The organism is Pseudomonas sp. 2995-1 (assembly GCF_002742505.1).
In the GTDB taxonomy this organism is placed as follows: Bacteria; Pseudomonadota; Gammaproteobacteria; order Pseudomonadales; family Pseudomonadaceae; genus Aquipseudomonas; species Aquipseudomonas sivasensis.
On sequence record NZ_LJSA01000249.1, the window covers coordinates 364,217 to 387,332 of the forward strand.

The window sequence follows — 23,116 nt, forward strand, 5'->3', positions numbered from 1 at the left end:
CCCGATTGCAGTGGATCAGTTAAAGATGAGCTGACTGACACACCGCAATCGGGGGCAAGCCCCCTCCCACATTTTTTGACCGAGTCGGGTCAGGTATGGAGGCGTACCCAGATACTCACCAGGATCGTCGCGGCGATCAGCCACGCTACCGCGGCTACGGCTAAAGAGGCCTCCAGCCGCATGCGGTCAACCATCACATACAACGTCGCCAGATACACAAAGTACGGAATGATCGACCACATCCCAAACAGGATCGTGGTCTTCAAATCGTCTACCGAACGGCCCTTGCCGACGATGTAATGGGCGATCAGCGCAAAGGTCGGAAACAGCGGTACCAGCCCCGCGATGTAATAGTTTTTGGTCTTGGCCAATGCGGCCAATATCAGTACCACCGCCGCGCCGAGGGCGGCTTTCAAGAATAGATCCATCAGTGACTCAACCCGTATTTCTTGACCTTGTCGAAGAGGGTGGTCTTGGCCATCCCCAGTTCCTGGCTGGCCTGGGTCAGGTTGCCGCCGCTGCGTTGCAGGGCGTCGCTGAGCAGGTTGCGCTCAAAGGCTTCCACCGCTTCGGTAAACGCCAGGCCGTGGCTGCCACTGCTGGCGCCGCTTTTTTTGAAGGCGGGCAGGCCGAGGGCGAAACGTTCGGCGACGTTGCGCAGCTCACGCACGTTGCCGGGCCAGTCATGGCTCATCAGGCTGGACAGGGTCTGGTTGTCCAACTCCGGCGCGGTGCGGTCGAAGCGCAGGGATGACTGCTGCAGGAAGTGTTCGAACAGTTGCAGGATGTCTTCGCGGCGCTCGCGCAACGGCGGCAGTTCCAACGTGACCACGTTGAGGCGGTAGTACAGGTCACTGCGGAACTGGCTGGCGCGGCTCAGTTCGTCGAGGTCGGACTTGGTGGCGGCGATCACGCGGCAATCCACGGCCACGCTCTGGTTCGAACCCAGGCGTTCCAGAGTGCGTTCCTGCAACACCCGCAGCAATTTGATCTGCAGGTTGATCGGCATGCTTTCTACTTCATCGAGAAACAGCGTGCCTTCGTGGGCGTGCTCGATCTTGCCGATGCGCCGCTTGCCGGCGCCGGTAAATGCGTTGGCTTCGTGGCCGAAAATCTCGCTTTCGAACAGGTTCTCCGGCAGGCCGCCGCAGTTGAGGGCGACGAACTGGTGCGAGTGGCGCCGGCTGAAATCATGCAGGCAGCGGGCGACCAGTTCTTTACCGGTGCCGGTCTCGCCTTCGATCAGCACGTTGGCTGAGGTGTCGGCGACGTTGGCGATCAGCTCGCGCAGGTTCTGCATGGCAGGGGAGCGGCCGATGATGCGGCCTTCCAGGGAGTCACGCTCGGCCAACTGACGGCGCAGTGACCAGACTTCCCGCGCGAGTGCGCGTTGCTCAAGGGCACGACGGGCGACATCCACCAGGCGTTCGGGAGAGAAGGGCTTCTCCATGAAATCGTAAGCGCCATTGCGCATGGCGCCGACGGCCATGGAGATATCGCCGTGCCCGGTGATCAGCACCACCGGCAGGCTTTTATCCAGGGCCTTGAGGCGGGTGAGCAGCTCCAGGCCGTCGATGCCCGGCAGGCGAATGTCGCTGATCACGATGCCCGCGAAGTTCTCGCCGATGCGCTTCAACGCCTCTTCGGCACTGCCCACGCCTTCGCTGGGAATATCTTCCAGCGCGAGGGCCTGCTGGCAGCCGAGCAGCACATGGGGGTCGTCTTCGACGATCAGCACGGTGAGGTCTTGAGGATCAATATTCATGTCGACTCAGCTTGTTGAGCGCCTACCAGCGGCAGGCTCAGGACAAAAGCGGTACCACCACTGGCCGGATGCTCAACGGCGAGCGTGCCGCCGGTGGCCGCCGCGAGGCTGGCGGACAGGGTCAGGCCCAAGCCCAGACCTTGCTCGCCGGGCTTGGTGGTGAAGAACGGTTCGAACAAATGCTTGCGCGCCTCGGCGTCGATGCCGTGGCCGTTGTCGCGTACATGCAGGCGGTATTTGCCTTCGGCGACACTGCCTTCCAGCCACAACTCGGGAGCGGGTTGTGCCTGCATGGCGTCAAGGGCGTTGCCGATCAGGTTGACCAGGATCTGCTCCAGGCGTGTCTGGTCGATCTGCAAATGGGCCGCAACGAAGTCGCGATGCACGGTCAGCGGCAGGCTGTCCAGGCGCGCGCCCAGTACCTGGAACGCGGCGTCCACCGCCTTGGCGAGGTTCGCTTCGCCCTGGTCGTCACCGCGCCTGGCAAAGGAGCGCAGGCTGGCAGTGATGCGGCCCATGCGGTCGATCAGTTCGTTGATGGTCTTGAGGTTGGCGCTGGCGGTGTCCAGAGCGCCGCGCTCCAGGAAGCGCACGGTGTTGCCGGACAAGGTGCGCAGCGCGGCCAACGGCTGGTTCAATTCGTGGGCAATGCTGGTGGACATCTGGCCGATGGCCGCCAGTTTCCCGGCCTGCACCAGCTCATCCTGGGCGCGACGCAGAGTTTCTTCGGCCTGGCGTCGTTCGCGGATCTGGCCTTTGAGCCGTTCGTTGCTGGCGCGCAGGTCGGCGGTGCGTTCGGCAATCCGACGCTCCAACTGGCTGTTGGCTTCCTGCAAGGCTTCCCGTGCGGCGAGGCGGGTGGCGATGACTTTGCGTCGCTCATTCCAGGCAATCAGCAGGAATGCCACCAGACCAAATGCGACAGCCACCAGAATGCCTTGGTTGATCGCTGCGCGGCGCAGGTCATTGAGGGGAGTGAGGAGGGTGAAATTCCACGGTGTGTCGTTGAGCGGTCGGGTTTGCGCCAGATAGCTGACTTCGTGTTCGTCGTTGACCACTTCGCTGTTGGCCGGAAAGGTCAGTTTTTCGGTGCCTTCGTTCAAGCGCTCACGGGCCAGCGGTTCAAGCTCGTTCAGCGTGGCCCAGTAATATTGCAGGCTGTGGGCCAGGCGATCCTTGGTTTCATTGCTCAACGGACGCACGGCCTTGAGGCGGCGGGCCGGGTCGCTGGAGAGGATGATGATGCCGTTCTCGTCGCTGACGAAGGCTTCCAGGCGCGCACGTTGCCAACGTTCTTCCAGCGCTTCAAGGCGTACCTTGACCACTGCGACGCCGATGATCTTGCCGTGCTCTTCCAACCCGTGGGCCAGGTAATAACCGGGTTCGCCATTGGTGCTGCCGATGCCGTAGAAACGCCCGGGCTGGCCGCGCACGGCGTTCTGGAAATACGCGCGGAAGGAGAGGTCTTCACCTTGGTAACTGTCGGCATCGCGCCAGTTGCTGGTGGCCAGCACCCGACCGGTGGTGTCCATCACGTAGATGGCCCGACTGCGACTGCGTCGGTTCAGGCCTTCGAGGTAGTCGTTGACGTTTTTGCGGGTTTCCTGGCTCGGGTCGGCGAGCAGCTGCGAGACGCTGGTCTCCAGCTCCAGCAGGCTGGGCAGGTAAGTGTATTTGCTGAGTTCACTTTCGACGGTGCGGGCATGCAGCTCCAACTGGCGTTCGCCCGTGTCGCTGAGGGTGCGGATGCCGTAGTACTCGCTGATCCAAAAGCCGATATAACCCAAGCCGATCATCAGGGCGACGATCAACGGCGGCAGGAACAGTTGGCGAATCAGACGAGGCTTCACGGCAAGTGATGGCGGTGCGGCGCGAAATTGGTTGGGGTCGCATTTCATCACAGATGCCTTGGGTCAACCAGAGCTGCCAGCCTGTGCGGTCCAGCATGGGAGGGGGCTTGCCCCCGATTGCAGTGTGTCAGTCGGTATATCTATCGCTGATCCACCACTATCGGGGGCACGCCCCCTCCCACATTGGCCCGGTTTCTACAGCAGGAGCTATGTAGTGCTTAGTGCTGCAGGATTTTCTCAAGGAAGTGCTGCGCACGCTCGGAGCGGGCGCTGATGTCGCCGAAGAATTCTTCTTTCGGGCAGTCTTCGATGATCTTGCCGGCGTCCATGAAGATCACGCGGTCGGCCACTTTACGGGCAAAGCCCATTTCGTGGGTTACGCACATCATGGTCATGCCTTCCTGGGCCAACTGCACCATCACGTCCAGCACTTCGTTGACCATTTCCGGGTCCAGGGCCGAGGTCGGTTCGTCGAACAGCATGACGATCGGGTCCATGGCCAGGGCGCGGGCAATCGCCACACGTTGTTGTTGGCCGCCAGAGAGTTGGCCAGGGTGCTTGTGGGCGTGCGCCGACAGGCCGACGCGCTCCAGCAGTTGCAGGCCTTTCTTGGTCGCCTCTTCCTTGCTGCGGCCGAGCACTTTGATCTGTGCGATGGTCAGGTTTTCGGTGATGGTCAGGTGCGGGAACAGTTCGAAGTGCTGGAACACCATGCCCACGCGCGAGCGCAGTTTCGGCAGGTTGGTCTTCGGGTCGGCGATGGAGGTGCCGTCGACTACGATGTCGCCTTTCTGGAACGGTTCCAGCGCGTTGACGCATTTGATCAGGGTGGATTTACCCGAGCCCGAAGGCCCGCACACCACGATCACTTCGCCTTTTTTGACCTCGGTGCTGCAATCGGTCAGCACCTGGAAGTCGCCATACCACTTGTTGATGTTCTTGATAGAGATCATACGGCAAACCTTTTTTGCAGACGCTTGACCAGCAGCGAGGCGGAAAAGCTGATGATGAAGTAGACGACACCGGCAAAGATCAGGAACTCATTGGAGCGGCCGATGATGTCGCCGTTGGAGCGGGCGGAGTTGAGGAAGTCCACCAGGCCCACGGTGTAGACCAGCGAGGTGTCCTGGAACAGGATGATGCTCTGTTGCAGCAGCAACGGGGTCATCTTGCGGAACGCCTGGGGCAGGATGATCAGACGCATGGTCTGGCCATAGGTCATGCCCATCGCTTGCGCTGCGCCCATCTGGCCCTTGGGAATCGACTGCACGCCGGCCCGCACGATCTCACAGAAGTACGCGGCTTCGAACATCATGAAGGCCACGACGCAGGAGGTGAACGCTCCGATGGGTGTGTCTTCGCCGGTGATCCAGCGCAGTACGAACGGTACGGCCAAGTAGAACCAGGTGATCACCAACAGCAACGGGATCGAACGGAAATAGTTCACATAGGCGCCGGCCAGGCGCGACAGCAGTTTGCTGGACGACAGGCGCATCAGCGCCAGGATCGTGCCCAGGGCGATACCGCCGATCACGCCCATGACCATCAACTGCAAGGTCATGACCATGCCGTTCCACAGGCCTGGGATCGCGGGGATGATGCCGCTGAAATCGAGTTCCATTATTTACCCCCCACGGAGATCAGGCCGGGCACTGCGACTTTCTTCTCGACCACGCGCATCAGCAGCATCAGGCTCATGTTCAGGGTGAAGTAGATCAGCGTGGCCAGGGTGAAGGCTTCAAACAGGTTGGCCGAGAACTCGGCGGTCTGCTTGGTTTGTGCCAGCAGTTCCATCAAGCCGATCAAGGACGCCACGGAGGAGTTCTTGAACACGTTGAGGAATTCCGAGGTAAGCGGCGGAATGATGATGCGGTAGGCCTGCGGCAGCAGCACGTTCCAGTAGATCTGCGGCAGCTTGAAGCCCATGGCGCGCGCAGCGGATTCCTGGCCACGTGGTAAAGCCTGGATGCCGGTGCGCACTTGCTCACACACGCGGGCGGCAGTGAACAGGCCAAGGCACACGACGACGCTCAGGTAGGCCGAGGTGGTCGGGTTCAGGTCTTGTTTGTACCAGTCCTGCAGGTTTTGCGGCAGCAGGTCGGGTATCAGGAAATACCAGATGAACAGCTGAACCAGCAGCGGCACGTTACGAAACAGTTCCACGTAGCAGGTCGCGATGCCCGATACGAGGCGGTTTGGCACAGTGCGCATGACCCCCAGAATGGAGCCCAGCAGCAAGGCGATAATCCATGCCACGACAGCGATGGCAATGGTCCAGCCCAAGCCGGCGATGTACCAGTCGAGATAAGTCTCGCTGCCCACGCCGGTGGACTTGAAGAACACGCCCCAGTCCCAGTTGTAATTCATTAGGGTCTCCCCTCGAGATCGATCGATGTACAAGCACCCGCTTGGGGAAAATCCATTCCCTCCTGGCGATGAACGCCAGGCACACACGATCGGCTCGAAAACCGCCAGGTCGAGTGTTCCAAGTTAAATCCAGCAGGTAATTACAGACGCCTGAGGGAGGGTTGCTCCCTCAGGAGATAAGGTTAGATCAGTGTCAGATTTTTACGTCAGGCGCTGGCTTGTCGCTTGGGTTGGCGATCAGCTCTTTAACCTTGTCACTCATTGGGAAGTTCAGGTTCAGGCCTTTAGGTGGAATCGGGCTCTCGAACCATTTGCTGTAGATCTTGTTGATTTCACCGGATTTGTACAGGGCGGTGATGGCGCCATCTACGGCTTTCTTGAAGTCTGGATCGCCTTTGCGAACCATGCAGGCGTAGGCTTCGAAGGACTGTGGAGTACCGGTGATTACCCAATCATCCGGCTTCTTCGCCTTGGCTTCTTCGCCGGCCAGCAGGGCGTCATCCATCATGAACGCAACGGCGCGGCCGCTTTCGAGCATTTGGAAGGATTCGCCGTGGTCTTTGGCGGAGATGACGTTCATGCCCATCTGCTTGTCGGCGTTCATCGCTTTGATGATGCGCTCGGACGTGGTGCCAGCGGTGGTCACGACGTTCTTGCCTTTCAGGTCGGCAAAGTCGGCGTAAGACGGCTTGCCGTCCTTGTCTTTCTTGACCAGTAGGCGGGTGCCGATTTCGAAGATGTTGACGGTGAAGTCGACTTGCTGAGCGCGCTCGGCATTGTTGGTGGTGGAGCCGCACTCAAGGTCCGCAGTGCCGTTCTGGATCAGCGGAATACGAGTTTGCGAGGTGACCAGGTTGTACTTGGTCTTCAGGTCGGGCTTGTTCAGGTCTTTTTTCAGTTGCTCGACGACAGCTACTTGGATGTCGTGGGAGTAGCCAACCGGTTTGCCCGAACCATCCGCGATGTAGGAAAACGGAATGGAGCTGTCGCGGTGCGCGAGGGTGATGGTGCCGGAGTCGTTGATTTTCTTCAGTGTGCCGGTGAGTTCGGCGGCAAAAACTGGAGTGCTGATCAGAGCAGCAGCGATAGCTGCGCCCAGGATATGGGGAACGATGCGCATCAATACTTCCTCGACATTTGTTTTTTTTATGAAGCCAGTTAGACGGCTCTCTTGTACAGCGAATGCCCGTGACGGCTCCTGAGGCGTCCCAGGCAATCGTCCAAGAGTGTAGAGCATGAGTCGTGCCAGGCCAGGGCTAAATGGCTAACCGTATGATTTATATGATGATTAACTTTGTGTGACGGTAAATATGTAACTGTACGGTCCGGCAAACCGAATAGCTTGGAGTGTTGCGTTCGGAAAACCGAATGACTTGGCGCGCATAAAAAAGCCCCTGGGCCTCGCGGCGCAGGGGCATTTGTATGAAGAGTCTGTCAGGCCGCCTGAGTCTTGCTGCGGTTCTGCTCAACTTGGGACAGGTAACGTTGCAGGTTGTCCTGTTCTTCCGGTGTGGTGAACAGGCCAAGCTTGGTACGGCGCCACAGCACGTCCTGAGGTTGGGTCACCCATTCTTCGGTGCACAGGTAGTCGACTTCTCGTGTATACAGGCCGCCACCCAAGTGGTCGCCCAGGTCGGCCAGCGATTGCACGCCTTCCAGCAGGCGCCATGTGCGGCTGCCATAGGTGGTGGACCAACGGCGTGCGATCTCGCTCGGCACCCAGTCGAATTTGTGGCGAATGGCTTCGGCCAGGGCTTCTGGTGAGGTCATGTCTTCGCCACCCGGCAGGCTGGCCTTGGCGGTCCAGCTTGGGCGCATTTGGGTGAAATACGGGGCCAATTGCGCCATCGCCGACTCGGCGAGCTTGCGATAGGTGGTCAGCTTGCCGCCGAACACCGACAGAATCGGTGCCTCGCCTGCGCCGCCCGACACCGACAGGGTGTAATCGCGGGTGATCGCCGATGGGTTATCCGACTCGTCGTTGCACAGCGGGCGTACGCCGGAGTAGGTGTGGACGATGTCATCGCGGCTCAGTTGTTTCTTGAAGTGCGCGTTTACCACGTTGAGCATGTAGTCGGTTTCACCTTCGGTGATCGCCACTTTCGCCGGATCGCCGGTGTATTCGCGGTCGGTGGTGCCGATGATGGTCAGGTGGTTCAGGTACGGAATAGTGAAGACGATGCGCTGATCTTCGTTCTGCAGGATGTGCGCGTGGGCGCCTTCGTACAGTTTCGGCACGATCAGGTGGCTGCCCTGGATTAAGCGGATGCCGTAGGGCGAATCCAGCTTCAGGTCTTCCTTGATGAACTTGGCGACCCACGGGCCGGCGGCATTCACCAAAGCGCGGGCGCGGATCGAGAACAGGCTGCCGTCGGCGCGTTCCATGTTCATATCCCACATACCGTTGCTGCGGTGCGCGCTGATGCAGCGGGTCTGGGTGTGAATGTGCGCGCCTTTTTCGCGAGCGGCCATGGCGTTGAGCACCACCAGGCGGGCGTCATCGACCCAGCAGTCGGAGTATTCGAAACCCTTGGTGATTTCGCTTTTCAGCGGGCTGTCAGCGCCAAACTTGAGGCTTTTGGAGCCGGCGAGCTTTTCGCGCTTGCCCAAGTGGTCATACAGGAACAGACCTGCGCGGATCATCCACGCCGGGCGCAGGTGCGGGCGGTGCGGCAATACAAAACGCATCTGCTTGACGATGTGCGGGGCCTTGGCCAGCAGCACTTCGCGTTCGGCCAATGCTTCACGCACCAAGCGGAACTCGTAATGTTCGAGGTAGCGCAGGCCGCCGTGGATCAGCTTGCTGCTGGCGGAGGAGGTGTGGCTGGCCAGGTCGTCCTTTTCGCAAAGGAATACTGACAAACCGCGACCGGCTGCGTCTGCTGCAATGCCGACGCCGTTGATCCCGCCACCGATTACGGCAACGTCATAGACTTCGGCAAGCGGTGATGCAGGCAAGGTGGAAGGGTTCATCGGCTGGCCTCGCGATTTTTTCGTCTTGGAATTCGAACATTAATGTTCATTTGCGAAAATGGTAGCTGATAAACGCGCGCACAGCCACTCGACTTTGATTGAAAAAACTCATCAAAGGGCAGGAAAAGGAAGAATTGTGAACATGAGCCTTGGAAAGGCTTGAGGAAAAGGGTGTGTGATGGCTCGCCATTGTGGGAGTAAGCCCCTTCCCACATTCGAGCGTATTCACAGCTCGAAGGGTGGGAGGAGGCTTGCCCCCGATGACGTCAGTGCAGACGCTATACGACTTCCAGGCGAACCTTATGGTCATTCAGCAACTGCACCAGCGCCGGCACCGGTTGCTGATCCGTCACCAGGCAGTCCACCAGGCTGATCGGCCCTAAACGAATCATGGCATTGCGCCCAAATTTGCTCGAGTCCGCCGCCAGGATCACTTTGCGGGCATTGGCGATGATCGCCTGGGAAACCCTGACTTCCTGGTAATCGAAATCCAACAAGCTGCCATCTTCATCAATGCCGCTGATACCCACCAAGGCAAAGTCGACCTTGAACTGGTTGATGAAGTCCACGCTGGCCTGGCCCACCACACCGCCGTCACGCCGCACGTTGCCGCCAGTCAGCAGCACGTCAAAGTCATCCTTGGCACTGAGCATGGTGGCGACGTTGAGGTTGTTGGTGATGATTTTCAGGTGGTTGTGATTCAACAGCGCACGGGCGATGGACTCGGTGGTGGTGCCGATATTGATGAACAGCGAGGCGTGGTCGGGGATTTGCGCGGCAATGGCCTCGCCGATGCGCTGTTTCTCGTCGCGCATCTGGTCGGCACGCATGGCGTACGCGGTGTTTTCGACACTGGAGTCATAGGCCGCGCCGCCGTGGTAGCGGCGCAGCAAATTGGCGTCCGCCAGCTGATTGATATCGCGGCGGATGGTCTGCGGGGTGACAACAAATAGCTGCGCCATTTCCTCGATACTGACGTAGCCGCGCTCGCGGACCAGTTCGAGGATTTGTTGTTGGCGGGGAGGCAGATTCATGGGGCGTCCTTTGGGCTGCCATACAAAAGTGGCCCATGATGACGCAGGAATCCGCTCCCGGCCAGTTACAACCGGAGCTTGGCTTATTCGGCGCCTTCGTGCGGTTCCCAGTCGCGGGTGCGGCTGACAGCTTTTTGCCAGCCAGCGTAGAGTTTTTCTTTGGCTGCTTCATCGAGCTGTGGTTCGAATTCGCGCTCGATCACTGCCTTGCCTCGCAACTCGTCCAGGCTTCCCCAGAAGCCACAGGCCAGGCCGGCCAGATAGGCGGCGCCCAATGCCGTGGTCTCGCGCATTTGCGGGCGCTCGACCTGGGTGCCGAGGATATCGGCCTGGAACTGCATCAGGAAGTTGTTGGCCACCGCGCCGCCGTCCACACGCAGGGCCTTGAGGCGTTCGCCGGAGTCCTGCTGCATGGCATCGAGAACGTCACGGGTTTGGTAGGCAATCGACTCCAGGGCTGCACGAATAATGTGATCCACGCGTACGCCACGGGTCAGGCCGAACAGTGCGCCACGGGCGTAGGGGTCCCAGTAAGGAGCACCCAGGCCGGTGAAGGCCGGGACCAGGTACACGCCATTGCTGTCCTTGACCTTGCCGGCGAAGTATTCGGTGTCGGTGGCGTCGGCGATGATCTTCAACTCGTCACGCAGCCACTGCACAGTGGAGCCGCCGTTGAAGACCGCGCCTTCGAGTGCGTAGGCCACTTCGCCACGCGGGCCGCAGGCGATGGTGGTGAGCATGCCGTGCTTGGATTTCACCGCTTTGTCGCCGGTGTTCATCAGCAGGAAGCAGCCGGTGCCGTAGGTGTTCTTGGCCTGGCCGGCTTCCACGCACATCTGGCCGAACAGCGCCGCTTGCTGGTCACCGGCGATACCGCCGATGGCGATGCCGCTCTTGGTGCGGCCGTAGATCTCCGAAGAGGACTTCACTTCCGGCAGCATTTCGCGAGGAACGTCGAGGATCTCCAGCATCTTCGCATCCCACTCCAAGGTGTGGATGTTGAAGAGCATGGTGCGCGAGGCGTTGGTGTAATCGGTGACGTGGGTTTTGCCGCCGGTAAATTTCCAGATCAGCCAGCTGTCCACGGTGCCGAACAGCAGTTCGCCATTGCGCGCGCGCTCACGGCTGCCTTCGACGTTATCGAGGATCCACTTGAGCTTGGTACCGGAAAAGTACGGGTCGGTGACCAGGCCGGTGGTGTCGTTGATGTATTGCTCGTGGCCATCACGCTTGAGCTGCTGGCAGATCTCGGTGCTGCGGCGGCACTGCCACACGATGGCGTTGTAGATCGGGCGGCCGGTGATTTTGTCCCACACGACGGTGGTTTCACGCTGGTTGGTGATACCGATGGCGGCGACCTGGTCGTGGTGCAGGCCGGCTTGTGCCAGGGCTTCGACCATCACCGCGCTCTGGGTAGCGAAGATTTCCATCGGGTCATGTTCAACCCACCCTGGCTGTGGGTAGTGCTGAGTGAACTCACGCTGGGCGGTGCAGACCACGTTGGCGTCACGATCGAAGATGATTGCCCGGGAACTGGTGGTGCCCTGATCAAGGGCAATGATGTAGTTCTTATTCTGAATGTCGGTCATGTCGATTGCCTTGGACGAGAAATAAGGGAGTGGATCAACAGCCTGGGCCACTAAAAGGGCAGTAGGGACCAGGCGGTATTATCAGGAAATACGGGTTTCGCCAGTGACGGCGGTGTCTTGGGTTTCGGCGACAGCAGGTGCTGCGCTCGGCAGATGACGGGCAATCAGCCCGCGATAGGCCGCAGCACCCAGGCATGCGCCGACAATCGGCGCGAAAATCGGCACCAGGAAGTAAGGAATATCGCGGCCGCCAGTGAAGGCCATTTCACCCCAACCAGCGAAAAAGGTCATCAGCTTGGGCCCGAAATCCCGCGCCGGGTTCATCGCAAAGCCGGTCAACGGGCCCATGGCGCTGCCAATTACCGCAATCAGCAGGCCGATCAGCAGTGGCGCCAACGGGCCGCGTGGCAGGCCGTTATTGTCATCGGTCAGGGCCATGATCACGCCCATCAGAATCGCCGTAATGACCATTTCCACCAGGAAAGCCTGTGCAGTGCTCAGCAGGGCATGAGGGTAGGTGGAGAACACCGACGCCAATTCCAGGCTGGCTTGAGTGCCGCGTACCAGATGATGGGTTTGTTCGTAATCGAAAAACAGATTGCTATAGAGCGTGTACACCAGCGCCGCTGAGCAGAATGCGCCGGCCACTTGGGCGAGGATGTAGAAGGGCAGTTTGCGCTTTTCGAAATCGGCGAAAAGGCATAGAGCGATGCTGACTGCTGGGTTGAGGTGAGCCCCGGAAATACCGGCGCTCAGGTAGATCGCCATGCTGACGCCGATACCCCAAATGATGCTGATTTCCCATAACCCAAAGCTGGCACCCGCGACCTTGAGGGCAGCGACACATCCTGTACCGAAGAAGATCAGAAGCGCAGTCCCCAGGAACTCGGCCATGCATTGGCTCGAAAGTGAAGGCTGTTGAAGAGCAGTTGTCATGGAAAACCTCAATTGTTGTTCTTGTCTGGCGCACTGCCTCAACGGGCGGTGGCGCGATTTTCACCGTGACGAGGATCCCCATCCAAGGCACGGCTTACTGCTGGAATACTGTAGGTGTATTACTACAGTGTTCGTAAGCGAAAAAATATAGACAAGAATGACCGCTGTCAAAGGTCGAAAGTGAACGGTCAGTCACTTTCGAACTATGGGTTTGATGAATGATCATGCTTGCCCTACGGAGTATCGTTGGAAGAGAGGTGCGCATTAGAGCGTTTTACGCGGGCTTGGCCTAGAATTGGCCACCTGTTTGCCACCGCCGGAGACGCCATGACCCCCGCATTGGATTTGTTGAAAAAAGTTCGCGCCGAACATCGCATCCACAGTTATGAACACGATCCCAAGGCCGCCTCATATGGCCTGGAGGCCGCAGAAAAGTTGAGCCTCGACCCGGCGCAGGTGTTCAAGACCTTGTTGGCCAGCAGCGAAAAAGGCGAATTGTTGGTGGCTGTGGTGCCGGTCGTCGGAAGTCTGGACTTGAAAGCCCTGGCGCACGCGGCGGGGGTGAAAAAAGTAGAAATGGCCGACCCCGCCGCGGCGCAGCGTTCGACCGGTTATCTGTTAGGTGGCATCAGTCCGTTGGGGCAGAAGAAGCGTTTGCGCACGTTTATCGATGTGACGGCGCAGCCGTTCACGACGATTTTTGTCAGTGCGGGGAGGCGGGGTTTGGAAGTGGAGTTGTCGGCAGCGGTGCTGGCGGAGCACACCCAGGCCATATTCGCAGAAATTGGCCGGGCGTAATCCCCGGCTCCTGGAGAGCCCATGTGGGAGGGCGCTTGCTCACTATCGCTGTAGGTCAGCCGGTGTATCTACAGCTGACCCACTGCCATCGGGAGCAAGCTCCCTCCCACATGATGACCAGTATTCTTCAAATACTCAGTGTGCCGGGTTGTAGCGCCGTACGCCCGACTCGGATCGAGGGATCTGCGCCGCGGTGCTGCCCGAAGCCTGAAACAGCACCAGATGCTCAGCGGCTACACGAATCCCCACATCCGACCCCACCTGATGGTCGGCATGACTGGGGAAAATCGATTCCAGTTGCGCGCCGGTCGGCAACTGCAGACGGTACAAGGTGGATGCACCGAGGAACGTCTTGCCGACGATCCGGGCTTTCAATGCACTGTCCGGCGCGTAGACGATGTCATCCGGGCGTAGCAACACATCCACCGCACCACCGGTCGGCCAGGTGTAGGCGCGATTGCCGCGCAGGTCACCCAGTTCGGTGCTGACGGACTCGGGCGAGCTCAATTGACCACGAATGAAATAACCCTGGCCGATAAAGCTGGCGACGTAGGGTGTCTGAGGTTCGTGATAGAGGTTGTAGGGCGTGTCCCACTGCTCCAGACGGCCCTCCTTGAAGACGCCGACCTGATCACTCACGGCAAACGCTTCTTCCTGGTCATGGGTGACCAGGATCGCACTGGTGCCGCGCGCCTTTAGAATGTCGCGCACCTCATGGCTGAGCTTGCGCCGCAGTTCGCCATCAAGGTTGGAGAAGGGTTCGTCCAGCAGCAACAGTTGCGGCTCCGGCGCCAGGGCGCGGGCGAGGGCGACACGTTGCTGCTGGCCGCCGGACAGTTCGTGAGGGAAGCGCTTGCCCAGATTCTTCAGGTTGACCAGTTCCAGCAACTCGGTAACCACGCGATCCTTTTGTGGATGCTTGCGGATGCCGAACGCGATGTTGTCGGCCACGCTGAGGTGGGGAAACAGCGCATAGTCCTGGAACACCATGCCGATGCGACGCTTCTCCGGTGCCAGGGTGAAACCGGCACTGGAGATCACTTCTCCTGCCAGGCTGATTTCGCCTTCATGCACCGGCTCAAAACCGGCAATCGCGCGCAGAGTGGTGGTTTTACCGCAGCCTGATGAGCCGAGCAGGCAACCGATATCACCCGCGTTCAGGTGCAGATTGAGGTTCTGCACCACCCGTTGATCTTGATAGCCGCATGCCAGATTGCGCAGGTTCAGCAGAAGTGGCTGGCTCATGCGTGGTGGTACGAAGGCGGGACGAGGAATTCGAGCAGAGCCTTCTGAGCGTGCAGGCGGTTTTCGGCCTGGTCCCAGGCGACCGAGCGCTCATCGTCAAGCAGGTCGAGGCTAATTTCTTCGCCGCGGTGAGCGGGCAGGCAGTGCATGAACAGCACATCCGGTGCAGCCAGGTCGAGCAGGGCCCGATTTACCTGGTACGGCGCGAACAGGGCCAGGCGCTGGGCGGTTTCGTCTTCCTGGCCCATGGAGGTCCAGACGTCGGTGCTGACGAGGTGCGCGCCCAGCACGGCGTCACGTGGGTCACGCACCAGGGTGACGCGATCGCCGGCCTGTGCCAGGAAGCGCGCGTCAGGCTCGTAGCCTTGCGGGCAAGCAATGCGCAGTTGGAAGTCGAATTGGATCGCCGCTTCTATATAGCTGTTGCACATGTTGTTGCCGTCACCGATCCAGGCCACGGTCTTGCCTTGGATGGAGCCACGGTGCTCAAGGAAGGTTTGCATGTCAGCCAGCAACTGGCACGGGTGCAGGTCATCGGACAGGCCGTTGATCACCGGAACTCGTGAGTTGGCGGAAAATTCGGTGACGGTGCTGTGGGCAAAGGTACGGATCATCACCGCATCCAGCATGCGCGACATGACGCGGGCGCTGTCGGCGACAGGCTCGCCACGACCCAGTTGAGTGTCGCGCGAAGACAGGAAGATGGCTTGGCCACCTAGTTGGATCATGCCGGCTTCAAAAGACACACGGGTGCGGGTCGACGACTTCTCGAAAATCATGCCGAGGACGCGGTTTTTCAAAGGCTCGAACAGTACGCCGCGGTTACGCAGGTCTTTAAGCTCAATGCCTCGACGGATCACGCTGACCAGCTCTTCGGGCGTGCAATCCATCAGGGAGAGAAAGTGCCTTGCGCTCATCATTAACTACCTTTTTGCAACAGACCGCAGATACTCAAAGCCTTGTTTATTGTGAAAACGGGCGAGACCTGCGGCGAAAGCCGCACGGGGCGACGAAATAGGGGAAGGCGCGATATTGACATTAAATGTCGCGTCTTACCAATAGGGCTACGTTTTTAGGGGTGTTCAAGAAGGGCGCGAGAGCGCTTTTGAAGACGATTTCCTGACGGCAGCGGGCCATTTGTACACTGGCGTCGCAACCTTTTGCAATGCGCGGGGGCGGGCTCGGATCAGGCCGCGTCGGTTTCCGGGGCTGTATATAGGGTTTTGTAACATTTGCTCATGCTTGGTCATGGCCTGGCCTAATGCTTGCCGATTCACAGGACGAACGATACTGGCGTCTGTCATGGTCGCGGCCCATAGTCAGACCAAAGCCCTTATAAAGAGACTGGCCATGACCAAGACTCTCCATCACCGTGCGTGCCATCTATGTGAAGCCATCTGTGGCTTGACCCTGGAAACTACCCAAGCCGAAGACGGCAGCCTGGCGATCACCTCGATCAAGGGCGACGCGTTGGACACCTTCAGCCGTGGTCATATCTGCCCAAAGGCGGTGGCGTTGCAGGATATCCAGAATGACCCGGACCGCCTCCACCAGCCGATGTTGCGAACGGGCAGCGAATGGCGAGCGATCCCGTGGGACGAAGCGTTTTCCTTGGTCGCCGAGCGGCTGTCGGGTATCCAGGCCCGGCACGGGCAGAATGCGGTGGCGGTGTATCAGGGCAACCCCAGCGTGCACAACTATGGGCTGATGACTCACAGCAACTACTTCCTCGGCCTGCTCAAGACGCGCAATCGGTATTCCGCGACCTCTGTGGATCAGTTGCCTCATCACCTCACCAGCCACTTGATGTACGGCCATGGCCTGCTGCTGCCGATCCCGGACATCGATCACACCGACTTTATGCTGATCCTGGGTGGCAACCCGCTGGCTTCCAACGGCAGCATTATGACCGTGCCAGATGTGGAGAAGCGCCTTAAGGCCATTCAGTCCCGGGGCGGCAAAGTGGTGGTGGTAGACCCTCGGCGCAGTGAAACGGCGGCGATTGCTGATCAACACCTATTCGTGCGGCCGGGTGGGGATGCGGCGCTGTTGTTCGGTGTGCTCAACACCTTGTTTACCGAAAACCTGACACGCGTCAGTCATTTACCGGTAGACGGTCTTGAGGACGTTCGCCGTGCTATCGCAGGCTTTACTGCCGAGGCCATGAGCCGCCAGTGTGCGGTGCCTGCCGAACAGATCCGCCAATTAGCGCGGGACTTTGCCGCAGCGGACAAGGCCGTGTGTTATGGGCGTATGGGTGTGTCGACCCAGGCGTTTGGCACGCTCTGCCATTGGTTGGTGCAGTTGATCAACCTGGTCACCGGCAACCTGGACCGGGTTGGCGGCGCCTTGTGCACCACCCCCGCGGTGGACCTGGTGGCGTCGACCGGCGGGGGGCATTTCAACCGCTGGCAAAGCCGGGTTTCCGGGCGTCCGGAGTACGGCGGCGAGTTGCCGGTGTCGGTCCTGGCTGAAGAAATGCTTACTGACGGCGAAGGGCAGATTCGCGCATTGGTCACGGTAGCGGGCAATCCTGTGCTGTCGACCCCTAACGGTCGCCAGTTGGAGCAGGCGCTGGATGGGTTGGAGTTCATGGTCAGTATCGATCTTTACATCAACGAGACCACTCGGTATGCCGATCTGATTTTGCCGTCCACCTCGGCCCTGGAAAACGATCACTACGACACCACCTTCAACATGTTTGCGGTGCGTAACGTCACCCGTTTCAACCGCGCGATCTTGCCCAAGCCCGAAGGGGCCTTGCATGACTGGGAAATTTTCGTCGGTCTGGCCACCGCCTTTGCGGCGCAGACCGGTGTTGTGCTTAAACCGACGATGCCGCCGGCCAAGATGATCGACTTCGGACTGCGTGCCGGGGCGTATGGTGATGCGTCGAGTCATAAACTGTCGGTTGAGATGCTGGCCGATCACCCCCATGGCGTGGATTTGGGGCCGTTGCAGCCCAATCTTTGTGCGCGCTTGAAAACGGCTGACGGTAAGGTTCAGGCCGCGCCCGCTGTGATTCTTGCCGACCTGGCGCGCTTCGCCGCGCAGCCGCTGCCCATGGCTGACGAACTGCTGCTGATCGGCCGTCGGCATGTGCGCAGCAATAATTCCTGGATGCATAATTATCATCGCTTGGTGAAGGGCAAGCCCCGACATCAATTGCTGATGCATCCCGATGACCTTGTCAGTCGGCAACTGAGTGATGGTCAGCGGGTTCGCGTGAGTTCGCGCATTGGCATGATCGAGGTAGAGGTGCTGGCCAGTCTGGAGATGATGCCCGGGGTCGTCAGCCTGCCCCATGGCTGGGGTCACGCTCGCCCGGGCGTCAAGATGACCATCGCCAGCGGGCAACCGGGGGCGAGCGCGAATGACTTGACCGACGAGCGGCAGTTGGATGAGCTATCGGGGAACGCTGCGCTCAATGGCGTTCCGGTCCAGGTAGCAGCGGCCTGAGCACCCGGCTGGAATTTTGCGTTACAATGCGCCACCGTGCCGACCTGTGAGTCGCAAAGTTCCAGCCGAGGTGTTCCATGGATATCATCGAAACGATCAAAGAGCAGATTGCCAATAACACCATTCTGCTTTACATGAAGGGCGCCCCTAACGCTCCTCAGTGCGGTTTCTCCGCGAAGGCTTCCCAGGCTGTTATGCAGTGTGGCGAGAAGTTCGCTTACGTGGATATCCTGCAAAACCCGGAAATCCGCGCCAACCTGCCGAAGTACGCCAACTGGCCGACTTTCCCACAGCTGTGGGTAGCCGGTGAGCTGGTTGGCGGTAGCGATATCATCACTGAAATGGCAGCTGATGGTTCGTTGCAGACGCTGATCAAAGACGCAGCGGCAAATGCGGCGGCCAAGACTGACGCTTGATTCGCCTGCAATAAAAAGCCCCGCTTCTCGTGAGAGAGCGGGGCTTTTTTGTGGGGTTTTACCGGCAAGCCGATAAGGCTTATTCGCCCATCTGCGATTGCAGGTAATTTTCCAGGGTGACCTTGTCGATCAGGCCCAATTGGGTTTCCAGCCAGTCGATGTGTTCTTCCTGATCTTCCAGGATATCTTCCAGCAATTCACGGCTGCCGAAATCGCCTTGGGCTTCGCAGTGAGCGATGGCCGCCTTGAGGTCGCTGTGGCTCTTGCGTTCAAAACCCAGGTCGCTGCCGATCATTTCCTGGGTGTGCTCGCCGATGTTCAGCTTGCCCAGGTCCTGGACGTTCGGTAGGCCTTCCAGGAACAGAATGCGCTTGATCAGCGCGTCTGCGTCCTTCATAGCTTTGATGGATTCTTTGTATTCGCGCTTGCCAAGCTTTTCCAGGCCCCAATCGTCGTACATGCGTGCATGCAGAAAGTACTGATTGATCGCGACCAGTTCATTGGCAAGGATTTTGTTGAGTTGCTGGATGACTGAGATGTCGCCTTTCATGACTGGGGTCCTGCCCTGTAATAGCTGTGTATAGGGCGGAGTTTGAGCGGCGAAAACCTCAGTGTCAAACCTAAGTTATTGAATAATAAATGAAAATTAATCGGAATAAGAATGTTTTTGTTCCGCGTCTTGGGGCTAACTAATTGAATTACAGGCATAAAAAAAACCGGACACTAAGTCCGGCTCTTTAAAACACGCCTATTTAAGCGTGTGTAAATTCTGCTGAGTAGGGGAGTGCTGCCTGGGCTGTCTGCAGCTGCGTCAGGGTTTCCCGTACCACTTGCTTGGCGAGGCAGGCACATTTGCCACATTGGCTGGCAACGCCGGTGGTTTCACGTACTTCCTTATAGCTGCAGCAACCTTCATAGATTGCTTCGCGGATTTGTCCGTCGGTGACGCCAGTACAGAGGCACACATACATAGGGAGAACCGTCGCGGGGTTAAGGCTTAAGTGCGATGGATCTTAATGTTAACGAGAATGATTGTCAAAGTAGATTCGTAGGGTATTTGCCCGCACCGCCCTCACGCTGACGAACGGTTTTTTCAGTGTATGATGGTCGGTCTTCACGAAGCGTGACTGCGTCACAGGGCTGTCGCTTGAATGCGGCAGACTCAAGGCCGGTCCTTTTACTTCAATCGTCACCCTTACATCAGGAGATACCTAATGAGCGTACTCGTCGGCAAACAAGCCCCGGATTTCGACGTACCTGCCGTGCTCGGCAATGGCGAAATCGTTGACAGCTTCAAACTGTCTGAAGCCATTAAAGGCAAATACGGCCTGGTGTTCTTCTACCCGCTGGACTTCACTTTCGTCTGCCCTTCGGAGCTGATCGCTCTGGACCACCGCATGGACGATTTCAAGGCGCGTAACGTTGAAGTGGTCGCCGTTTCCATCGACTCCCATTTCACCCACAACGCCTGGCGCAACACTGCCATCAACGATGGCGGCATCGGCAAAGTCAAATACACCATGGCTGCCGACATGAAGCACGACATTGCCAAGGCTTACGACGTTGAGTCCGAAGGCGGCGTGGCTTTCCGTGGCGCGTTCCTGATCGATGACAAAGGCGTTGTCCGCTCGCAGATCATCAACGACCTGCCGCTGGGCCGTAACATGGAAGAGCTGATTCGCCTGGTCGACGCTCTGCAATTCCACGAAGAGCACGGCGAAGTGTGCCCTGCCAACTGGAAGAAGGGCGACAAAGGCATGAACGCTTCGCCAGAAGGCGTTGCGGCTTACCTGACCGAGAACGCTGGCAAGCTGTAAGCCAGAATCGAGGTACAAAAAAACCGGCCTGTAACAGGCCGGTTTTTTTATAGGCGGGATTTGAACTCAGTCGCCGAAGTCTTCCCAGCCGCCCATCTGCTTCCAGCGGTTGACGATGCCGCAGAACAGATCAGCGGTCTTTTCTGTGTCGTATCGGGCCGAGTGGGCTTCGCGACCGTCGAAATCGATACCGGCGGCCTGGCAGGCTTTGGCCAATACGGTCTGACCGTAGGCGAGGCCGGCAAGGGTTGCGGTGTCGAAGCTGGAGAACGGGTGAAACGGGTTGCGCTTCATGTCCAACCGCGCCACGGCTGCGTTCAGGAAACCCAGGTCGAAGCTGCTGTTATGCCCGACCAGGATCGCGCGTTTGCAGCCATTGGCCTTCAACGCCTTGCGCACTCCACGGAAGATATCGGTCAGCGCTGCTTCTTCACTCACCGCCATGCGCAGTGGGTGATCAAGCTTGATCCCTGTGAACTCCAGGGCTGCCGCTTCAATGTTGGCACCTTCAAACGGCTCGACGCGGAAGAAGTGGGTGTGTTCTGGATACACAAAGCCCTGTTCGTCCATGCCGATGGTCGTCGCGGCAATTTCCAGCAGCGCGTCGGTGGCGCAATTGAAACCGCCGGTTTCTACGTCGATAACGACAGGCAGGTAGCCACGGAAACGTTCGGCCATCGGGTGGCGCGAGCCACCACCGCCGTGTTCCTGGTCGTCATCGTAATGGTCTTCACTCACTTGCTTTCCTCCAGCAGGCGCCAGCGCAGTGTTTCACCGGCGCGCAGCGGGATAACGGTCAGCTCGCCAAATGGCAGGCTGGCAGGGGCGGTCCAGTCTTCACGGACCAGGGTAATGCGGTCGGTATTCGCCGGCAGGCCATAGAAACGTGGGCCGTTGAGGCTGGCGAAACCCTCGAGTTTGTCCAAGGCGTTGCGTTGTTCGAACGCTTCTGCGTACAGCTCGATGGCGGCATAAGCGGTGTAGCAACCGGCACAGCCGCACGCGGCTTCCTTGGCGTGCTGGGCGTGAGGCGCGGAGTCGGTGCCGAGGAAAAACTTCGGATTACCGCTGGTCGCGGCATCCAGCAAGGCCACCTGGTGGGTATTGCGCTTGAGGATTGGCAGGCAATAGAAGTGCGGCCGAATCCCGCCCACCAGCATGTGGTTGCGGTTGTACAGCAGGTGATGGGCGGTGATGGTTGCGCCGACGTTGGCCGAGGCCTCGGTGACGAACTGCACGGCATCGGCCGTGGTGATGTGCTCGAACACCACCTTGAGGGTCGGGAATAGCTCGACCACGCGGCGCATGTGCTCGTCGATGAAGATCTTCTCGCGATCGAACACGTCCACGTCGCCACGGGTAACTTCACCGTGGATCAGCAGCGGCATGCCCACTTCGGCCATGGCTTCGATGGCGGGCAGGATCTTGTCGATACTAGTCACGCCGGAGTCGGAGTTGGTGGTCGCGCCAGCAGGGTACAGCTTGGCGGCGTGCACATAACCGCTGGCTTTGGCCTCGCGAATTTCTTCGGGCTGGGTGCGGTCGGTGAGGTAGAGCACCATCAACGGTTCGAAGCGGCTGCCGGCCGGTCGTGCAGCGAGGATACGCTGGCGATAGGCATCGGCTTCAGCGGCGTTACGCACCGGTGGTACCAGGTTAGGCATGATGATGGCGCGGCCAAACGTACGCGCTACATCGGCCACGGTTTGGGGCAACGCAGCACCATCGCGAAGATGAATATGCCAGTCGTCGGGACGCAGCAGGGTCAGGCGGTCGGACATTGGGGATTCCAGGCGGGTCAATCTGGTGGGAATGCTACCGGAAAAGACTCTTGCAGGCACTCGCTATCAAGTTTTGCAGGATGCATCCGATAGCCTTTCGTATGCCTTATCGATGTATGACGCTTTGAAGTGTTGTAGAAACCAGTGGAGCCTCCCGTGCGCCAGCATTATCTAGCCCTGCTCAGTGTGTTCGCCAGCCTGCCTGCGATGGCCCTCACGTTCCAGACACGTCTGGAGAATATTGAGTGGAAAGTAGAGGGCGACAAGTTCGAGTGCCGCCTGACCCAACCGATCACCGATTTCGGTTCGGGTGAGTTCGTGCGCCGGGCGGGTGAGCAGGCGACGTTCCGTCTGAAAGCCTATAACGGATCGCTGGGCGCAGGATCGGCCACCTTGTTGGCTGCCGCTGCCCCTTGGCAGCCCGGTCGGGGTGACATCAACCTCGGTGCCGTACGTGCTGGCAGCGGTGATGTGCTGTTCAACAGCTCTCAAGCCCAGGCTGGGCGTCTGTTCAACGGTTTGCTCGATGGCCGCTCGCCCACCGTGCGGCACTATGGGCGTGAGGGCGGCTATTCAGAAATTCGCCTGCTGCCGGTGAAATTCAACAAGGCCTACAGCGACTATCAGCTGTGCACGGCCAAGTTGTTGCCGATGAATTACGATCAGGTCAAGCAGACTGAAGTCGGCTTCCCTGGGGGGGGCATCGAGCTCGACGCCGCGGCCAAGCAGAAGCTGGCAGTGATTCTCGAATTCATGAAAGCGGATCCTACCGTCAACCATGTCGAATTGAATGGCCATTCGGACAACAGTGGCAATCGCCTGAGCAATCGCGATGTTTCACGCCGCCGCGCGCTGGCGGTGATGGACTACTTCAAGGCCAATGGTATCCAGGAGTCCCAGATTACCCTGCGTTTCCATGGCGAAAGTTACCCCTTGGCGCCCAATACCAATGCCGCCAACCGGGCCCGCAACCGCCGTGTGAATATTCAGCTCGAACGTGTGGCTGTCCCCGAGAAACCGGCGCCCCAGGCTGCGGGGCCGAGCAACCCAGCACACACCTCCTGACGTGCGACCATCGGTCGCTCG

22 protein-coding genes are annotated in these 23,116 nt (G+C 59.1%); 5 read left to right on the forward strand and 17 right to left on the reverse strand.

Features of this window, described 5'->3' with window-relative positions; all coding sequences use genetic code 11:
* Window positions 1-89: 89 nt before the first annotated feature.
* From AOA61_RS04435 to AOA61_RS04485, 11 genes are all read right to left on the reverse strand, one after another.
* The gene (locus AOA61_RS04435) at window positions 90-428 is read right to left on the reverse strand and encodes a GlpM family protein (protein WP_095183946.1); all 339 of its coding nucleotides are present in this window, start codon (window positions 426-428) and stop codon (window positions 90-92) included.
* Window positions 428-1,765 (reverse strand): sigma-54 dependent transcriptional regulator, encoded by a 1,338-nt coding sequence (locus AOA61_RS04440; protein WP_032891818.1) that lies wholly within the window; start codon window positions 1,763-1,765, stop codon window positions 428-430. The genes AOA61_RS04435 and AOA61_RS04440 overlap by 1 nt, the downstream gene beginning before the upstream one ends.
* Window positions 1,762-3,663 carry an ATP-binding protein gene (locus tag AOA61_RS04445; protein ID WP_032891816.1) on the reverse strand — a complete coding sequence of 634 codons (1,902 nt, stop codon included), beginning with the start codon at window positions 3,661-3,663 and terminating at the stop codon, window positions 1,762-1,764. Before AOA61_RS04445 ends, AOA61_RS04440 begins: the two co-directional genes overlap by 4 nt.
* A 170-nt stretch (window positions 3,664-3,833) precedes the next feature.
* The gene (locus AOA61_RS04450) at window positions 3,834-4,568 is read right to left on the reverse strand and encodes an amino acid ABC transporter ATP-binding protein (RefSeq protein ID WP_042560754.1); all 735 of its coding nucleotides are present in this window, start codon (window positions 4,566-4,568) and stop codon (window positions 3,834-3,836) included.
* Entirely contained in the window at window positions 4,565-5,236 is a 672-nt protein-coding gene (locus tag AOA61_RS04455; RefSeq protein ID WP_032891811.1) for an amino acid ABC transporter permease, read from the reverse strand. Before AOA61_RS04455 ends, AOA61_RS04450 begins: the two co-directional genes overlap by 4 nt.
* The gene (locus tag AOA61_RS04460) at window positions 5,236-5,982 is read right to left on the reverse strand and encodes an amino acid ABC transporter permease (protein WP_032891809.1); all 747 of its coding nucleotides are present in this window, start codon (window positions 5,980-5,982) and stop codon (window positions 5,236-5,238) included. The genes AOA61_RS04455 and AOA61_RS04460 overlap by 1 nt, the downstream gene beginning before the upstream one ends.
* Window positions 5,983-6,175: 193 nt before the next feature.
* Window positions 6,176-7,102 carry a glutamate/aspartate ABC transporter substrate-binding protein gene (locus tag AOA61_RS04465; RefSeq protein WP_032891807.1) on the reverse strand — a complete coding sequence of 309 codons (927 nt, stop codon included), beginning with the start codon at window positions 7,100-7,102 and terminating at the stop codon, window positions 6,176-6,178.
* Window positions 7,103-7,416: 314 nt separating this feature from the next.
* Window positions 7,417-8,955, reverse strand: a complete 1,539-nt coding sequence (glpD, locus tag AOA61_RS04470) for a glycerol-3-phosphate dehydrogenase (protein WP_099601216.1) — start codon at window positions 8,953-8,955, stop codon at window positions 7,417-7,419.
* 278 nt (window positions 8,956-9,233) lie between these two features.
* Window positions 9,234-9,989: a DeoR/GlpR family transcriptional regulator gene (locus AOA61_RS04475; RefSeq protein ID WP_032891803.1), complete on the reverse strand. Its 756-nt coding sequence runs from the start codon at window positions 9,987-9,989 to the stop codon at window positions 9,234-9,236.
* Between the two features lie 83 nt (window positions 9,990-10,072).
* Window positions 10,073-11,578, reverse strand: a complete 1,506-nt coding sequence (gene glpK, locus AOA61_RS04480; RefSeq protein ID WP_032891801.1) for a glycerol kinase GlpK — start codon at window positions 11,576-11,578, stop codon at window positions 10,073-10,075.
* A gap of 81 nt (window positions 11,579-11,659) precedes the next feature.
* Window positions 11,660-12,514, reverse strand: coding sequence for an MIP/aquaporin family protein (locus tag AOA61_RS04485; protein WP_032891800.1), 855 nt, complete (start codon window positions 12,512-12,514; stop codon window positions 11,660-11,662).
* A gap of 327 nt (window positions 12,515-12,841) precedes the next feature.
* On the opposite strand from AOA61_RS04485, the gene ybaK reads away from it, so the two are divergent.
* On the forward strand, window positions 12,842-13,312 hold the full coding sequence (gene ybaK / locus AOA61_RS04490) for a Cys-tRNA(Pro) deacylase (protein ID WP_032891799.1): 471 nt from the start codon (window positions 12,842-12,844) through the stop codon (window positions 13,310-13,312).
* Between the two features lie 135 nt (window positions 13,313-13,447).
* Here the strand turns inward: ybaK and AOA61_RS04495 are convergent, their stop codons facing one another.
* Together AOA61_RS04495 and argF are read right to left on the reverse strand one after the other, a co-directional pair.
* Window positions 13,448-14,557: an ABC transporter ATP-binding protein gene (locus AOA61_RS04495; protein ID WP_099601217.1), complete on the reverse strand. Its 1,110-nt coding sequence runs from the start codon at window positions 14,555-14,557 to the stop codon at window positions 13,448-13,450.
* The gene (gene argF / locus AOA61_RS04500) at window positions 14,554-15,474 is read right to left on the reverse strand and encodes an ornithine carbamoyltransferase (RefSeq protein ID WP_032891794.1); all 921 of its coding nucleotides are present in this window, start codon (window positions 15,472-15,474) and stop codon (window positions 14,554-14,556) included. Before argF ends, AOA61_RS04495 begins: the two co-directional genes overlap by 4 nt.
* Before the next feature lie 433 nt (window positions 15,475-15,907).
* On the opposite strand from argF, the gene AOA61_RS04510 reads away from it, so the two are divergent.
* The gene (locus tag AOA61_RS04510; RefSeq protein WP_099601218.1) at window positions 15,908-18,016 is read left to right on the forward strand and encodes a molybdopterin oxidoreductase family protein; all 2,109 of its coding nucleotides are present in this window, start codon (window positions 15,908-15,910) and stop codon (window positions 18,014-18,016) included.
* Window positions 18,017-18,093: 77 nt separating this feature from the next.
* On the forward strand, window positions 18,094-18,432 hold the full coding sequence (grxD, locus tag AOA61_RS04515) for a Grx4 family monothiol glutaredoxin (protein ID WP_032891789.1): 339 nt from the start codon (window positions 18,094-18,096) through the stop codon (window positions 18,430-18,432).
* Window positions 18,433-18,511: 79 nt separating this feature from the next.
* Here grxD and bfr read toward each other — a convergent pair whose 3' ends face one another.
* Entirely contained in the window at window positions 18,512-18,982 is a 471-nt protein-coding gene (bfr, locus tag AOA61_RS04520; protein ID WP_017526353.1) for a bacterioferritin, read from the reverse strand.
* 202 nt (window positions 18,983-19,184) lie between these two features.
* A complete protein-coding gene (locus AOA61_RS04525; RefSeq protein ID WP_010564137.1) occupies window positions 19,185-19,403 on the reverse strand; it encodes a bacterioferritin-associated ferredoxin in 219 nt (72 codons plus the stop codon).
* A 243-nt stretch (window positions 19,404-19,646) separates the two neighbouring features.
* Here AOA61_RS04525 and AOA61_RS04530 point away from each other — a divergent pair, with 243 nt between their 5' ends.
* Entirely contained in the window at window positions 19,647-20,249 is a 603-nt protein-coding gene (locus AOA61_RS04530) for a peroxiredoxin (RefSeq protein WP_003172097.1), read from the forward strand.
* 66 nt (window positions 20,250-20,315) lie between these two features.
* Here the strand turns inward: AOA61_RS04530 and rnt are convergent, their stop codons facing one another.
* Both rnt and pyrC read right to left on the reverse strand, forming a co-directional pair.
* Window positions 20,316-20,987, reverse strand: coding sequence for a ribonuclease T (gene rnt, locus AOA61_RS04535; protein ID WP_032891788.1), 672 nt, complete (start codon window positions 20,985-20,987; stop codon window positions 20,316-20,318).
* Entirely contained in the window at window positions 20,984-22,030 is a 1,047-nt protein-coding gene (pyrC, locus tag AOA61_RS04540) for a dihydroorotase (protein ID WP_032891786.1), read from the reverse strand. The genes rnt and pyrC overlap by 4 nt, the downstream gene beginning before the upstream one ends.
* A 156-nt stretch (window positions 22,031-22,186) precedes the next feature.
* Between pyrC and AOA61_RS04545 the strand changes: the two genes are divergently transcribed.
* Window positions 22,187-23,095, forward strand: a complete 909-nt coding sequence (locus AOA61_RS04545) for an OmpA family protein (RefSeq protein ID WP_032891785.1) — start codon at window positions 22,187-22,189, stop codon at window positions 23,093-23,095.
* The last annotated feature ends 21 nt before the right edge of the window (window positions 23,096-23,116 follow it).

Bases quoted from the DNA above. Each gene is read 5' to 3' on its own strand.
- AOA61_RS04525 (WP_010564137.1), bottom strand. From the start codon at position 19,403: ATGTATGTGTGCCTCTGTACTGGCGTCACCGACGGACAAATCCGCGAA.
- AOA61_RS04495 (WP_099601217.1), bottom strand. From the start codon at position 14,557: ATGAGCCAGCCACTTCTGCTGAACCTGCGCAATCTGGCATGCGGCTAT.
- AOA61_RS04450 (WP_042560754.1), bottom strand. From the start codon at position 4,568: ATGATCTCTATCAAGAACATCAACAAGTGGTATGGCGACTTCCAGGTG.
- pyrC (WP_032891786.1), bottom strand. From the start codon at position 22,030: ATGTCCGACCGCCTGACCCTGCTGCGTCCCGACGACTGGCATATTCAT.
- AOA61_RS04460 (WP_032891809.1), bottom strand. From the start codon at position 5,982: ATGAATTACAACTGGGACTGGGGCGTGTTCTTCAAGTCCACCGGCGTG.
- glpD (WP_099601216.1), bottom strand. From the start codon at position 8,955: ATGAACCCTTCCACCTTGCCTGCATCACCGCTTGCCGAAGTCTATGAC.
- AOA61_RS04510 (WP_099601218.1), top strand. From the start codon at position 15,908: ATGACCAAGACTCTCCATCACCGTGCGTGCCATCTATGTGAAGCCATC.
- glpK (WP_032891801.1), bottom strand. From the start codon at position 11,578: ATGACCGACATTCAGAATAAGAACTACATCATTGCCCTTGATCAGGGC.
- argF (WP_032891794.1), bottom strand. From the start codon at position 15,474: ATGAGCGCAAGGCACTTTCTCTCCCTGATGGATTGCACGCCCGAAGAG.
- AOA61_RS04465 (WP_032891807.1), bottom strand. From the start codon at position 7,102: ATGCGCATCGTTCCCCATATCCTGGGCGCAGCTATCGCTGCTGCTCTG.
- AOA61_RS04435 (WP_095183946.1), bottom strand. From the start codon at position 428: ATGGATCTATTCTTGAAAGCCGCCCTCGGCGCGGCGGTGGTACTGATA.
- AOA61_RS04440 (WP_032891818.1), bottom strand. From the start codon at position 1,765: ATGAATATTGATCCTCAAGACCTCACCGTGCTGATCGTCGAAGACGAC.
- AOA61_RS04530 (WP_003172097.1), top strand. From the start codon at position 19,647: ATGAGCGTACTCGTCGGCAAACAAGCCCCGGATTTCGACGTACCTGCC.
- grxD (WP_032891789.1), top strand. From the start codon at position 18,094: ATGGATATCATCGAAACGATCAAAGAGCAGATTGCCAATAACACCATT.
- AOA61_RS04455 (WP_032891811.1), bottom strand. From the start codon at position 5,236: ATGGAACTCGATTTCAGCGGCATCATCCCCGCGATCCCAGGCCTGTGG.
- AOA61_RS04485 (WP_032891800.1), bottom strand. From the start codon at position 12,514: ATGACAACTGCTCTTCAACAGCCTTCACTTTCGAGCCAATGCATGGCC.
- AOA61_RS04445 (WP_032891816.1), bottom strand. From the start codon at position 3,663: ATGAAATGCGACCCCAACCAATTTCGCGCCGCACCGCCATCACTTGCC.
- AOA61_RS04475 (WP_032891803.1), bottom strand. From the start codon at position 9,989: ATGAATCTGCCTCCCCGCCAACAACAAATCCTCGAACTGGTCCGCGAG.
- bfr (WP_017526353.1), bottom strand. From the start codon at position 18,982: ATGAAAGGCGACATCTCAGTCATCCAGCAACTCAACAAAATCCTTGCC.
- ybaK (WP_032891799.1), top strand. From the start codon at position 12,842: ATGACCCCCGCATTGGATTTGTTGAAAAAAGTTCGCGCCGAACATCGC.